A 14030-nucleotide genomic window follows, 5' to 3' on the forward strand; every position below is an offset into this window, starting at 1 on the left:
GGGATCAGCACAGATGAAATTAACGGATTACCTTGGGCGGATTTCAAATCTGCCCCTTAAAGATCCATATAGCCCTCAAGAAATTCTTACTAATGATTTTTTGATAGCACGTGAAGGAAGCCTGGAAATATTTTATTGCTGCCATAATGAATATATCAATCCCCTTGCAAAGATTTTTATTGTTGGAATTACGCCAGGATTCCAGCAAATGAGCAAGTCAATTGCAGCAGCCCGCAGATGTATAGAAGAAAAAAGGCTTGTTTCTGATATTCCCTATATTTGCAGTCGGGAGTCAAGGTTTGTTGGCCCTATGCGGAAAAATATCACCACTATGCTTGATGAGCTCGGGCTGAATCGACATTTTAATCTTGATAGCAGTGCAGATCTGTTTGAAAGTAAGGATTTTTTATTGCATACAACATCACTAATTCCCTTTGCTGTATTTACCAATGGAAAAAACTATACCGGCAGTTCACCAAAAATCCTAAAAAATAATCTGCTGTCCCAATTTGTAAATGAATATTTCAAGCCCCTAGCCACTCTTTTGGACAGAGCGCTAATGATTCCACTAGGTAAAAGTGTAGAAGAAGTGTTAAAGGAATATTGTAAAAGAGGGTTATTGAAGGAAGAAAATATCCTATTTGGTTTTCCTCATCCTTCTGGCGCCAATGGACATAGAGTCAGACAATTCAATGAGAATAAACAATCAATGAAAAACATCATTTCTGCATTTTTAGCTTAAACGCTGATTCATGATAATTCCATATAAAACTGTTAGATTCACCACTAAAAGACCAAAGAATCTTTGGTCTTTTTTAAAGCTATTCAACTGGAACTTGATTTTCAACTGCCTTTTGATATTTATTAATCAGTTCCTGCTTCTGATCCTCGTTCTGGATTTCAATATCTCCATACACAGGTACAAGTGTATGCCAATTTTCATCCTCTAAATATTTTGTTACCAAGAGGTAGCTCTTACCTTCTTCAAGTAAAGAGTCATTTTCTATCAGTGTCAATTGGTCTCCTTCATACCCTCCCTGCTGATTGACTGTAACTGTGCCGGTTAAGTCCCCTTTTATGCTTTGCAATACTTCTACCTTGAACTGTGTTTCAGGAAATCCATCAATAGACTTTGAACCTGATTGTTCAACAACCCTGCCGATAAAAACAGAATCTGCCCAGCCTACAAGTTTATTTGTTTCAGATACATCAAAGCTATTTGTATATTCAATGGTTTTAATTATTGGACTTTCTGTTGTGCTTGGCAAGAGTTCTAGTCCGGCAAATGATAATGCCAATGCAGCCGCCAAAGACGGTATCGCGAAAATGTACCATTTTCTTTTTCCTGATGAATCTGCTTCTGCCTTTGCTTTCGCCACTCCTAACTGGCTTCGTGAGCTCAGTTCAGAAGGGATTTCAATTTTACTTAGCTCATCCACTATTTTATTGCTCATTTGCTTCTTCATCTCCTTCCATATTTTTCCTCAGTTTATTTAAACTGCGATAGAGAATCGTCTTTACGGTCCCAAGAGGAATTGAGAGAGTATCGGATACTTCCTGGAGTGTTAACCCCTGATAAAACCTCAATAAAATTACACTTTTCTCATTATCCTCCAGCATGTCAATTAATTCTTTAAGCGAAATTCCTTCAATAATATCCTCATTTACCTGGCCAGAATGAAACCCTTCAAATTCTGGTTTAAGGGGTATCACTTTTTTATTTTTCCTCAGTAAATCCAATGAACAGCTTATTGTAATCCTCAGTAGCCAGGTTTTAAAATACTTAGGTTCCTTTAAGGTATTGATTGACTTGAAGGAACGGTATGCTGTTTCCTGAACAATGTCCAGCGCATCATTCTGATTTTTTACATAAACAAAGGCCATTCTGTAAATTTCCTGTTCATATTGCTGAAAAAGTGTTAAGAACGCTTTATCGTTTCCTTTTTGTGCTTTCTTGATTAACTCTAACAATCTGCCACCTCCTTCAAAGCTTTTCATACATTAGACGGTAGATTCGTTTATTTGGCTTTCAATTCCTCTAGATTTTTAATAAATTTTATAAATGAACTTTATTTCATTTAAAAAAATGAAAAAGCATCCTTTTGGGGATGCTTCCATTGAATATGTTTTTTACGGGTTTGTTTAATGGTTTATTATAAGATTTTAAAGCTTCTCCATTCTTTTGGAAGAAGTCTTTGATATTTCGGCTGAAGGTATCGATCATCAATCAGGATGATGCTGCCGGTATCAGTTTCAGACCTGATCAGCCTCCCTCCCGCTTGAAGCACTTTGTTCATCCCTGGGTAAACATAGGAATAATCATACCCATTTTTACCATGAGACGAGAAATGCTGTTTAATCAGGTCTCGTTCAAAGCCAATCTGAGGCAAGCCTACTCCGATTATTAGAACCCCGTTTAATCGGTCACCAATCAGGTCAACCCCTTCGGAAAATACACCTCCCAATACGGCGAATCCAATAAGCGATTTTTCGCTATCCGGCTTGAATTTATCAAGGAAGGTAATGCGTTCCTCATCCGCCATGCCGATTTCCTGGACGATAGTGGGTACTTGATCTCCATGTCCTTGCCAATCCTCAAGCACGGTATTGAGATATTGATAAGAAGGAAAGAAGATCAAGTAGTTTCCTGGCTTAGTTGACACTGTGTTTTTTAAGGCAGTTACAATTGGGTTAACAGATTTACTTCTATCATGATACCTTGTAGAGATTGGCTGGATATATACATCTGTCTGCTCTTCAGAAAACGGTGATGGAATAATGACAGAATAATTTCCATTTTCCCAGCCAAGCATGTCTTTGTAATATTCCATGGGACTCAAGGTTGCTGAAAAGAAAATCCTGCCCTTAAAATGCTTCCCTGCTTGCTTAATCAAATTTGAAGGGTCAAGGCAAAATTGTTTAATGATGATGTTATTGCGGTTGATTTCTGCATAAAGGATATATCGCTCATCAAAGAGCCTGTTTATACGCAGCCAGTTTTGTGCTGAAAAATAAATATCTAGCAGAATGGAACCTTCTTCCCCGGCATTTTGCAGCAGTTCTGTCTCTGAAGCATCGACAAACTGTTGGACTAAAAGGTTCAAATCATCTAATTGTGAAGGAAAGACCACTGAATTTTCAGGCTCCGCTTCCTTGCGTATTTTAATGAAATATTCATTTATCATTTTTGCAATGTTAGCAACTTCTTTGTTTTTTCCTTTAAATTGCCGTTTAATTTCAAGGAATGGGGACTTTTCCAATACTGCAGAAAACATATCCCTCCCTCGATCCACTAAATTATGGGCCTCATCAACTAACAATGCTGACTGCTTTTTATGGTCATCGAAGAGGCGTTTTAAGGATACACGCGGGTCAAAGATATAATTATAATCGCAAATAACTGCATCTGCAGCATACGCAAGGTCAAGTGAGAATTCGAAGGGACATACCTTGTGTTTTAATGCGTATTTTTCAATACAATATTTACTTAAGGCTTTCTCATTTGAGAGGATATCAAGGACTGCCCCATTTATGCGGTCATAATAGCCATCAGCAAATTCGCATGCCTCTTTGCTGCATTTTCCTTCAGCAGTAAAACAGACCTTATCCTTCGCTGTTATAGTCACAACCTTCATCGAAAGGCCTTTTTCAGCCATCAATCTAAATGCCTGTTCGGCTGTTTCACGTGTTGTCGTCTTTGCGGTAAGATAGAAAAGTTTTTGAAGTACACCCTCTCCAATGGCCTTTACAGAGGGGAAAATTGTGGATATTGTTTTTCCAATGCCTGTAGGTGCATTAGCAAACAATGTTTGGTTGTCCACTATCGTTTTATATACAGATCCGGCCAGCTGCCTTTGTCCTTTTCTGTATTGTAAAAAAGGGAATTCAAGTTCTTTAATGCTTAAATTGCGTTTGGTTTCGTGTTCTCTGCGAAGCCTTGCATACGGAGAATATATTTTTATTAGGTGAAGCATTAGCCGCTCCAGCTTCTGGCGGCTGTATGTCCTCTTAAACTTTTTTATATCGCCAGTTGTTTTATGTACATATGTAAGCTGGACATCAATCATCTCTATTTCATGTTCCTGAATATACATGTAGGCATAGCATTCTGCCTGTGCCCAATGGACAGGATTAGATGATTCTTCTATGAACTCCAGGGCTCTTGAAGTAGATTTTATTTCGTCGATTGTAACTTGTCCGCCTGATAGCAGCAAACCATCACAGCGGCCTTCAATGATAAAGTGAAGGCCATCATAATTCATTTCTGTTTTAAGATAGACCTCACTTTTATCTTCACCGCTATATGTTTTCTGAATTTCCCGGTGAATTCTTGAACCCTCCGTAAAGCTAGAAGCTGTCCTAAATCCAGATTCTATGCTCCCGCTGCTGTATACATATTCTGCAAGCGTCCTTACAGGCACTTTGATTGAATTCTCCATTAGTTCACCTGCCTGTATATCCATATTTATTCTATTATAGTACATACGTTCTGAATGGGACAATAAAAATCCGCTCATATAATATGAGCGGATCAATTAAATTTACCAATGACGGGTAATCTCAAGCAAATTGTCAATTTCAACTGGGTTCAGTTTAAAACTGATTTCATCTTCAGCGATATCCAATGTCTCTTCCAACAGATCATCTATATCCATACTAATCGTTCCCATACCGAACCTCCTTCTTGGTACCAGGCAATATATTGCCTGGTTTCGTGAAATAGTTCGTATAGTTTATGAGTGGTATGGGGGTAGAATTAGTTTGAAATAATTTTCCCAACTTTTGCGGATACAAAAACGAGTAAGTTGACGTCCTAATATACTTATCGGATTTAAAAAGTAAATCAGCATTATCAATGCGCAAAATGAACCCAATAAAAAAAGGCCACTAGGGCCTTTTTTTATTGCTTTTTAGTATGGAGGCAGAATTGGCGGCATTCCCGCTACTAGTACGCCTAGAGCCATAGCGCTTGTCATCAAAGCAAACATTTTCTTTTTCATCTTTCATTCCTCCATTACTTTATTTTTTCAATATATTTTACTGCTTGATCAAACCTTCCGATGTTCTGGTAATGGTTTGACAGCATTTTGTAAAAACAAATTAATTCTTCACTTTTTCCATCGCTTTCCTCTAAGTAAGGAATAACTTTAGATTCCGTGTAAGCAAGTGATTTTTCTGGTGACTCTATTGCCATAAGGTAATAGTTTGCAAGGATCCGATATTTACGGCTGTCCAATTCTTTGGATAAGTGTATCACTTGTTGAAAGGTATCTTTCGCCGTTTCATAATGTTTAAGTTCAAATTGCATTTCGCCTATAGTGTATATAGTAATTAAATGATTCATTGTATCAGGGGCTTGCAAAACCTTGCTTTTTTCCAAAAATAGAATCGCTTCTTCATAATTATTCAATTTTTTCTGCAGATACCCCATATTGTGGTAGATCTCTGGAAGCATGTTCTTTTCTTTCAGGATTTCAGCATTCCTGATTAGATGCCTAAAAGTTTCCTGGGCTTCGTCATAAATTTTTGAATTCGTGTAATTTATGCCCAAAAGCATCATCACATGGAGGATCTTCTTGAAATTATACTCAAGCATGAATTCTTGCAGAGCAAGCTTTCCAAAATGGATTGCATAATGTGGCTCTTCAAGCAATGTCTTGGCGATTGCTCTATGATATAGCAATTCTCCGCTTGATATTTCGATTTTTGAATCCTTCCCGATTGTATCAAGCAGCTGATCAGCTTTGGAATATAATCCCTTCTTTAATAACCATACAGCATAAAGATAGGAAAATAAAGCCATCTGAGGTTGGGAAAATATTTTCTTTTGCTTTTTCAATAGTTCGTATTGAACCTGTGCCTCAGGAATCATGCCTTTAAAAATTAGATACCTGAATTTCGTAAGCTCATATGTATGTAGGTTAGTAGTAAAAGGGATTATTCCTTCGTATTCCTTTAAGCTTTCCATTGCGGTGTCAGCTTCATCATTTTGAAAATAATCGATTTTTTCATTCAGTTCTCTTACAAGTTGTTTAACCTGGTCCTCGTTTTCAGTGATTGAGGAAAGATTGACACCAAGTCTTTCGAGGAGCAATCCCATTGTTTCTTCATTTGCTTCCTTAGAATTGCTTTCGATTTTGCTTAAATGCGGAACCGAACATATGCCATTTGCCAGTTCCTTTTGTGTTAACCCTTGCTGAATTCTATAAAACTTGATAAGCGGTCCAAAATGCATACGTTCACCTGCCGTTTTCTTATTAATCTACCATCTTTAGAGAATTTTTAAACAGTTCAAAAGAACTATTTTTACAAAATTCTTTATTTTATAAATAATTATAACATGGTTTTATAAGAACTTGTTTGTTTAGCAATTAATTCTACAGTAAATCAATAAGCGTTTTTTCTTACAGGATTTAGAACTCGCGAGATTTAAATTAAATATAGCCACCCGGATCAAACAACCCGGATGGCTGGCAACTTAGTAATCTTTTAGACTTTTATTTTACTCGTGGGAAACCGAATCCTGAAGCATAGTCATCTCCAGTTGCTGCACCAGTGCCACCTTTAATATCATAAAGCTTCGCACGTCTCTGGATTTCGGATCGAAGCTGGGCATTGCTCCATGACTTGTTGGAAGACCATAATTTTGCTGCAAGACCAGAAATATGCGGAGTGGCCATAGACGTACCGCTCATCGTTGTGTAATTGCCATCAACTGCGGTTGAATAAATTCCGCCGCCCGGTGCAGAAACTTCAACATCTTTTTCCTGGATATAGTAGTCTCCATCAGTATTAGGGTTGCCTCGGGATGAAAAATCAGAAACTTTATGTGTTCCGTTTACAAAAGTGTTATCAAGTGATGCTACTGCAATCGCGTTTGTTAAAGCTCCTGGATAACCGATTGTGTTTGCGCTTGGACCGCTGTTTCCTGCTGCTGCAACAACCAAAGCACCCTTGCTATATGCGTAGTCAACCGCACTAGCAATCATAGAATCTTTACCGCTTGAACCAAGGGACATTGAAATGACTACTTTAGATCCTGTACGTGCACCTTCATCTGCTGCATGACGGATAGCTCCAGCAATATCATCTGAATATCCTGAACCATTATCGCCAAGAACCTTGTATGCCCATAGTTCAGCTTGCGGAGCAACTCCATAAACCCCCGCTCCATCATATCCGCCATTTGCCAATGCTGTTCCGGCTACATGGGTTCCGTGTCCTTGTCGGTCTGTACAAGTGCCATTCACCAACGAAGAGCTTGTTTGTGTGAAATCCTTACATTGCTCGACATTGTCGGTCAAGTCAATATGGTTGCGGTTGACACCTGTATCAAGCACTGCAACTTTGATTCCATCTCCACCAGTTGTATAGGCAATGTTATTATCGTTGTAGATTGCCTGGATTCCCCAAGGAGTTTGGTCGGATGGGTAAGCTGCCTGGACATTGTAATCCCCCTTGCCCTTTCCGCCGGTACTATCAACACGGCCATCAACGGCTATCTGCTCAACCAATTCGATCTTAAGATTTTTGTTGTTTAATAAAGCCTGGTATTGCTTGCTGTTTACCTCTGTTGTAAATCCTTCACTGCCAAAATTCCATCTCTCACCATACTGATCTTTCGCTTTTGCTTTTTCAGCACTCGGACCCTGAATTTTAACTCGATAAGTATCCTGGCCTTCGGATGCTCCTGCACCAAAAGCCCCTGTTGCGAACATTGAAACTCCCATTGCCAAACTAAGTACTGCAGAGCCGAGTATTCTTTTCTTCTTCATCCTTTTGCTCCTCTCACCTACAAAAATGATTGCAGCTTGCTGGCTGCGTGATTAGTATATTGCAAATTTTCAGCCGATTTCAATCGATATCATGTCTGTGCTGTTTGGGAAAAAACCTTTCATTCCAATCCTTTTTTCAAGTGGAATGGAAGATAATTACAGCGTAAATTCCCAGTTTTGATATTATTGCTTTTTAATAATTTCATATCAATTGCCTAGCTTTTTACTATACAGATAGTGTTATGTTAAATGTCATGGAAAACGTTTTTTTGTATTTAAAAAATGGTAAATCGAGTTAGTCATATAGTTGGGAAACAGTTAAAAATTTGGGGCAAATGACATCTTTCCAATAACTAAAATTGGGCTGAAAAAGCATATTTTTTATTTATCTCAGTTCACCCAGGTTGATTGGGGACTTATAAAAAGAAGTGTGCTTTGTCCTATAACAAGTCTATTGCACTTCCTTTTTATGATCTCCTTCTGCTTGAGGCAAAACTTTCCCAATGTGCATATGTCTTATTCGCTCCGCTGTTTGCAGGGTTTAAGTCCGTTTACTGGCCGGCACATTGACTGGGACAGTCTCTCCATACTTCAATTTTTTCAAAATAAAAGGCTGTTTTTGCACAGATTGTTGCTTACACCAATGTTGAATTAAGATCCTGTTGATTGTAATGGAAGGCGCGCAGACTCCTTCGGGATGAAGCGGGACAGGTGAGACCCCGGTAGAAATGGCCCAAGAAGAAGGGGCCATTTTACCCCGCAGGAGCAAAGCGACGAGGAGGCTCACCGCACGCCCCAAGAAAAATTTGCCCTTGAAAAAGCCGGCAGTTGGGCTTTTTCATAATTTTTCAGAGGAAAGCGAAGCGCCTGGAACGGAAATCAACAGCATTTTATTGCAAAGTCTTCTTTAAAAACATTTTAAAGGAGATTTCAGAAGTGAGAATAGCAACAAAGTATTAGAAATGAGCCAAATAAAAAGAGCACTCCGATTCGATTCAAACCGAAGTGCTCTTTCTATATTGATTTTTTAAACGCTTTACTCAGGCTATTCAAAAATGGAACGTCCAGTCTGGAATGTGTTCGGTTCAGATAAAAGGCATGGTTTGGTTTTATACCAATGATGCTCGGCTGGAGTCCCATAAGCTGAAGCTCTTTCACAATTGTGATGAAGGAAGTGACACCTTCATTTGTTAAATCCCCTACTCCATTAAAATCAAATAATATCTCTTGATACCCACCATCCTGTGCTTTTTCCAGAACTCTTTCTTCATTCTGGGCAATCAAGTCATGGTCAAGGTTTCCAAACAACGGAACAAGAGCTGCTGCTTTAGTCAATTTGATAAACGGACAGGAAAGATTTTTGATTTCATATAGAGATTTTTCAACCTGTTCCTTCTTTTCAAGTAACTCTAAATTGGTTTCCGCAAGGCGTAACCGATGCTTTTCGACGATGTTTTCCAGTTCTGCAAGCCGATGGTCCTTTTCATGACAGATAATGTGGCCATGTTTTCTATCCCAGTTTATACTGACATCAACCAGGGCATATGGTGATTCATTTGTTTTCATGATCAATTCACACTCTATCCGTGATGTACCAGCGGACAGCATTCTTTCAGCCTTTGCCCTGCTTTCCCAATCGACCAGGTCCAAAAAATTCGTGCCTACAGCAAAGATTGTATTTGCTCTCTGAGAATGATCGAGGATCTGGAATTCCCGATTAATTAAAAAGTATGGTTGAGGCAAATATTTAATAGCCGACACTCGTTTTCACCCCATCAGGATGACGGTCCAGCCAGGTCTTAACGTCCTCCAGGTTTTTCATGAATTTTGTCCGTTCTGAACCATGACGGTTAAATTCATATTGTTCAAGCAGCCTTCCGCCTATGATGATTTCCGGCCGGTGAGGCAATTTTTCTAATTCATTTATATAAGGTGCCAGGTATTCAGCATGGTAAAGGATAGAGAAGGAAATGCAGATTGCATTAGGCTTCCACTCGACCGCAGCTTTTTTTACATACTCAAGCGGAAGATTAGGGCCATGGAACCTCGTCTCCCATCCTGCCTCATTAAAAAGCTGACTTGCCATTTTAAGTCCCAGATAGTGCTGTTCTTTTTCGACACAGAGGAACATGGCTTTTTTCCCAATATCTGCTCCTGACCGGTCTTTTGTCTTTCGCCATAGATACGTTGCAAGCAAGAAATCACAAGTAGATGTAGCCAAGTGCTCATCAGCTACCGTTATCCTGTTACTTTCCCACAGGGAGCCGACGTGTTTCATCGCCGAAGCAATGATATTCTCATATATATATAAACTGTCTTTTCCAGCGGTGCGCTCAGCATCAATAATTTCCCAAGCAGCGTCTTGGTCTCCTTCAAGCAATAATTGTGCCAGCACGATTCCTTTTTCCAAGCCATCACCTCATTTCTTTATTGTTGCTGTTCTTAATGAATCAATGGCTTTTTCAAGCATTTCAATGTAACCTTTGTTTTCCTCTTTTGTACTGTTAAACGCTTTATGAAGCCGTTCAAAATTATCAATAAGATGGTCAGTTTTCATCCCTCTGGATGTAAGGATGCCGTTTAACCAATGGGCATAATCGATAAAAAATTGCTCATCTTCCATTACAGAAGCGGTTTGCAGATGCTTTATGTGATGTTCATTATCCTCCCGGCACTTTTCCCGTCCCTGCTCACCAAACTTTTCAAGCAAACTGGGATAATCCCGAAAAATACCCTCTGTTACTTCATCTATTATATGTTGGTATTCACTAGTTTTCATTCAGCCACCACCTTGTATCGCTGAACCTTTGGCCTGATTGACGCAAGTTCCTGGTCAGGGTAGTTTTTTTCTAGCTCATGCACCTTTTTATAAGCATCGCTTGTAATATAGTTTATATAGCTTTCCTTTGTATCCCAGCAGATTTGCACGGTCAACTCGGAAGGTGTCTGTTCGTTTTGCAGTAATTGAAAGGAGATAAAGCCTTCATACTCATCTACCAATCTAGATCTATTCTGGTATATAGATATCACTTCGTCACTTTTTCCTTCAGGTATGAGCACTGTTGAGTGGACAATATACATTTTGCATCTCCCCATTTCTGCAGCTTAAAAAAAACATGGTTCAATTATACCCTTATAAATAAAGGGTATCAAATTTCAGTTACTTTCTGTAAGTTTTATAGATACTTCCTTGACTATAATTGCCAATTAATCTATGATACTAAAAAAGAAAATTAGGGAGTAAATGGTATGATTAGAAAATTAAAAAAGAATAATCATCCAGAGGTAATGAACTTTTTAAAACAAGAGGCATCGCTCAATCTTTTCATTATCGGGGATATAGAAGCATTTGGATATGACTCTGAAATCCAGGACCTCTGGGGGAGTTTTAAGAATTCCGGAGAAATCACAGCTGTGCTGTTAAGATTTCATAATTCCTTTATTCCATATGCATCATTAGATACTGAATTGCCTGTAAAAGATTTTGCTGACATAATGAAAGACTACCCGGAAAAAATATTTTTGTCAGGGAAAAGTGAACTTGTTTCTATGTTTGAAGGGATCGAAGGACTGAACCTCGGACGAAAACAGGTCACCTACTTTGCAGAATGCACTTCAACGGATTCCATAGGAGAAACCAATGCAGTAGTCAAGGAAGCCAATTTGGAGGATGTCGATCGAATCCTTGACCTGCGGAAATCCATTGTGGAATTTGTTCCGAATCCCAATGCGCGGAAAATCCTTATTGAATCTATGGTCAACAAAACTGGACGAACCTATTATGCAGAAGAAAATGGGATTATGGCTGCATCGGCTTCCACTGCAGCAGAAAATTCAATATCAGCGATGATTGTCGGAGTTTGTACTCATAAGGACCATCGCCGAAAAGGAATGGCTACAGCTGTGATGCAGAAACTTTTTAGAGATGTTATGGATGAAGGTAAAATCCTTTGCTTATTCTACGATAATCCCGAAGCAGGGAGAATTTATAAGCGATTAGGATTTAAGGATATCGGCATGTGGACAATGTATAGATAAAAGGATAAAAGCTGGATGGCTTTCTGCCATCCAGCTTATTTTTGATTTTCATGCCATTTCAGCTGACATATTTTATATTCGCGCTGCACTGGCAATAGCTTCAATTGCTTTTTGAATCTGATCTTCAGTTACATCATAATGAGTGACAAAGCGTACAGCTGTAGTACCGAATGTACCTGATAGAATCCCTTCTCCACGAAGTCTCTCTACAAAAATATCGGATGTAATGTTCAGTCCTGCAACATCCGCCACCACTATATTTGTTTCCGGCTTGCTGGCTAGCTTTAGACCAGGGATTGATTCAATTCCCTCAGCCAAAATCCTTGCCTTCCATTGATCCTCTCCAAGCCTGTCTTTCATCTTAGTCAAAGCAATCAGACCAGGTGCCGCAATTACTCCAGCTTGCCTCATGCCCCCGCCAAGGCGTTTTCGCCACTTCCTGGCAGCGCGAATGAAATCAGTACTGCCAGCTAAGAGAGAGCCGACAGGTGCTCCAAGACCTTTTGACAGGCAAATCTGTACAGTATCTGTGCTTTTCGTAAAGGACTTTACATCAACATCAGCAGCAGCTGCGGCATTGAATAATCGAGCACCATCAAGGTGCACTGGTACTTTTTTTGCCTGTGCAATTTTGTATATTCCCTCCATGTTTTCAACAGATATAACTGCTCCACCAGCTCGGTTATGTGTATTTTCAAGGCAAATTAATCCAGTCTCAGGATAATGTATATCTTCTGTCCGGATTGCACTTAAAACAGCAGCTGGCTCCATTGCTCCCCTGTAACCTGGGAGAGTTCTTGTCTGCACCCCTGCCAAAGCAGATACGGCTCCAGATTCGTAATAAAAGATATGTGACTGTTCTTCTAAAATGATCTCCTGCCCTGGTCGGCAGTGAGTTAGCACAGCGATCTGGTTCCCCTGAGTCCCGCTGGTCACAAACAGGGCTGCTTCCTTGCCAAGTATATCTGCAGCTGTTTCCTCCAGTTGCCTGATAGTAGGGTCCTCCTGGTAAACATCATCGCCTACTTCAGCTGCATACATGGCTTTTCGCATTTCTTCCGTTGGCTTCGTTACTGTATCGCTTCGCAAATCAATCATTAATTTCCCTCTTCCCTTTGTTATGTAAGAACTATTAATCCATTTTAACAAGACACATTGCAAAAAACTAACAGTTTCGCTCATTGGGGCAACGGGTATTTTCCAAATGTAATAAATTGAGGAGGAATTCATTATGAATATAGAAAAAGTGATGACTAAAGATGTTGAATATTGCACACCGGAAGCTACAATACATGAAGTGGCTGCGAAAATGAAGGATTTAGATGTGGGCGTAATACCGATTTGTCAGGACGGACAGCTGACAGGTCTTGCGACAGACAGGGATATTGTCATAAAAGCTGTTGCACAAAACGTTTCTCTGGATACCCCGGTATCAGAAGTAATGACAAAGGATCCTGTCCGTGGAACCATCCACATGTCCGCCCAGGAAGCAGCAGACCTGATGGCGGATGTTCAAATCCGCCGTTTGCCAATCGTTGAAGATGGGAAATTGATTGGTATAGTCTCATTAGGCGATTTAGCCGTAACAGAAAAACTTGACGATGAGGCAGGAGAAGCTTTAGAAGAAATTTCTACCCCATCAGAGCCAAATAAATAAGTAAAAACAAAACCGCTGAATAACATGGATCAGCGGTTTTGTTTATTTTATGCTTGACGGAACTCAAGTCCCTTTTCCTTCATGAGAAATTTCAGTGCGGATTGGAAGGTGGAAAATGCTTGTGCCTCGAGGATGATTCCATCACGTACGATTCTCTTTACAAGCTCTGCATTCATGCCGACGTAAAAAGTTCTTACCCCCATTAATGCCATTGATGAAGAAGTTTCATGAAGTTCCCTGCCGATTTCCTCCAGGCATATACCCTCTACCCGTTCCCCGGTTATATCTGTAAGGTCAATAATCGCAGTTTCGATTTCCTTATTATAGATATAGTTCAACAACTTATGCCGTATTTTATCAAAACGCTCAGCTCTGATAAGTCCGGTAATTGGAACAAGGATGGTTTCCGGGACAATGGAAGGGATGATGGGTGCAGACATTTCTGATAGTATTGTTTCGTATTCCTTTATTTGTTGTTCCAGTTCTTTTATTCTTTCCTTCTCCAAGGACTCCCTGCCTCCTAAACCTAACAAATTCATTTAACAATTAATATATTACCC

Annotated in this window: 16 protein-coding genes; 4 read left to right on the forward strand and 12 right to left on the reverse strand. The window is 39.6% G+C overall.

What is annotated here, in order from left to right:
- The first annotated feature begins 13 nt into the window (after positions 1-13).
- The gene (locus AC3EBE_RS09695; protein ID WP_488594822.1) at positions 14-742 is read left to right on the forward strand and encodes a hypothetical protein; all 729 of its coding nucleotides are present in this window, start codon (positions 14-16) and stop codon (positions 740-742) included.
- Between the two features lie 79 nt (positions 743-821).
- Here the strand turns inward: AC3EBE_RS09695 and AC3EBE_RS09700 are convergent, their stop codons facing one another.
- From AC3EBE_RS09700 to AC3EBE_RS09725, 6 genes are all read right to left on the reverse strand, one after another.
- Positions 822-1454, reverse strand: coding sequence for a hypothetical protein (locus AC3EBE_RS09700; protein ID WP_488594823.1), 633 nt, complete (start codon positions 1452-1454; stop codon positions 822-824).
- A complete protein-coding gene (locus AC3EBE_RS09705) occupies positions 1444-1971 on the reverse strand; it encodes a sigma-70 family RNA polymerase sigma factor (protein ID WP_488594824.1) in 528 nt (175 codons plus the stop codon). Before AC3EBE_RS09705 ends, AC3EBE_RS09700 begins: the two co-directional genes overlap by 11 nt.
- Positions 1972-2153: 182 nt before the next feature.
- Positions 2154-4439, reverse strand: a complete 2286-nt coding sequence (locus tag AC3EBE_RS09710; RefSeq protein ID WP_488594825.1) for an ATP-dependent DNA helicase — start codon at positions 4437-4439, stop codon at positions 2154-2156.
- A 102-nt stretch (positions 4440-4541) separates the two neighbouring features.
- On the reverse strand, positions 4542-4670 hold the full coding sequence (locus AC3EBE_RS09715; RefSeq protein ID WP_488594826.1) for a hypothetical protein: 129 nt from the start codon (positions 4668-4670) through the stop codon (positions 4542-4544).
- 344 nt (positions 4671-5014) lie between these two features.
- Positions 5015-6235 (reverse strand): helix-turn-helix domain-containing protein, encoded by a 1221-nt coding sequence (locus tag AC3EBE_RS09720; protein ID WP_488594827.1) that lies wholly within the window; start codon positions 6233-6235, stop codon positions 5015-5017.
- Between the two features lie 262 nt (positions 6236-6497).
- Positions 6498-7775 carry a S8 family peptidase gene (locus AC3EBE_RS09725; protein WP_488594828.1) on the reverse strand — a complete coding sequence of 426 codons (1278 nt, stop codon included), beginning with the start codon at positions 7773-7775 and terminating at the stop codon, positions 6498-6500.
- Positions 7776-8503: 728 nt separating this feature from the next.
- On the opposite strand from AC3EBE_RS09725, the gene AC3EBE_RS09730 reads away from it, so the two are divergent.
- Entirely contained in the window at positions 8504-8686 is a 183-nt protein-coding gene (locus AC3EBE_RS09730) for a hypothetical protein (RefSeq protein ID WP_488594829.1), read from the forward strand.
- Between the two features lie 103 nt (positions 8687-8789).
- On the opposite strand, the gene AC3EBE_RS09735 is transcribed toward AC3EBE_RS09730, so the two are convergent.
- Genes AC3EBE_RS09735 through AC3EBE_RS09750 form a run of 4 tightly spaced genes read right to left on the reverse strand, consistent with a single transcriptional unit; the run spans position 8790 to position 10856 of the window.
- Complete coding sequence (locus AC3EBE_RS09735) at positions 8790-9536, reverse strand: STAS domain-containing protein (RefSeq protein ID WP_488594830.1); 747 nt, start codon at positions 9534-9536, stop codon at positions 8790-8792.
- Positions 9523-10185, reverse strand: coding sequence for a cobalamin B12-binding domain-containing protein (locus tag AC3EBE_RS09740; protein WP_488594831.1), 663 nt, complete (start codon positions 10183-10185; stop codon positions 9523-9525). Before AC3EBE_RS09740 ends, AC3EBE_RS09735 begins: the two co-directional genes overlap by 14 nt.
- Before the next feature lie 9 nt (positions 10186-10194).
- The gene (locus AC3EBE_RS09745; protein ID WP_488594832.1) at positions 10195-10554 is read right to left on the reverse strand and encodes a hypothetical protein; all 360 of its coding nucleotides are present in this window, start codon (positions 10552-10554) and stop codon (positions 10195-10197) included.
- Positions 10551-10856 (reverse strand): antibiotic biosynthesis monooxygenase family protein, encoded by a 306-nt coding sequence (locus AC3EBE_RS09750; protein WP_488594833.1) that lies wholly within the window; start codon positions 10854-10856, stop codon positions 10551-10553. Before AC3EBE_RS09750 ends, AC3EBE_RS09745 begins: the two co-directional genes overlap by 4 nt.
- Before the next feature lie 168 nt (positions 10857-11024).
- Between AC3EBE_RS09750 and AC3EBE_RS09755 the strand changes: the two genes are divergently transcribed.
- Positions 11025-11813 (forward strand): GNAT family N-acetyltransferase, encoded by a 789-nt coding sequence (locus AC3EBE_RS09755; RefSeq protein ID WP_488594834.1) that lies wholly within the window; start codon positions 11025-11027, stop codon positions 11811-11813.
- 72 nt (positions 11814-11885) lie between these two features.
- On the opposite strand, the gene AC3EBE_RS09760 is transcribed toward AC3EBE_RS09755, so the two are convergent.
- The gene (locus tag AC3EBE_RS09760; protein ID WP_488594835.1) at positions 11886-12911 is read right to left on the reverse strand and encodes a threonine aldolase family protein; all 1026 of its coding nucleotides are present in this window, start codon (positions 12909-12911) and stop codon (positions 11886-11888) included.
- 133 nt (positions 12912-13044) lie between these two features.
- On the opposite strand from AC3EBE_RS09760, the gene AC3EBE_RS09765 reads away from it, so the two are divergent.
- Entirely contained in the window at positions 13045-13470 is a 426-nt protein-coding gene (locus AC3EBE_RS09765) for a CBS domain-containing protein (protein ID WP_488594836.1), read from the forward strand.
- A gap of 47 nt (positions 13471-13517) precedes the next feature.
- Here AC3EBE_RS09765 and AC3EBE_RS09770 read toward each other — a convergent pair whose 3' ends face one another.
- A complete protein-coding gene (locus AC3EBE_RS09770) occupies positions 13518-13976 on the reverse strand; it encodes an STAS domain-containing protein (protein WP_488594837.1) in 459 nt (152 codons plus the stop codon).
- Positions 13977-14030 lie beyond the last annotated feature (54 nt).

This window comes from Mesobacillus sp., from assembly GCF_057785455.1.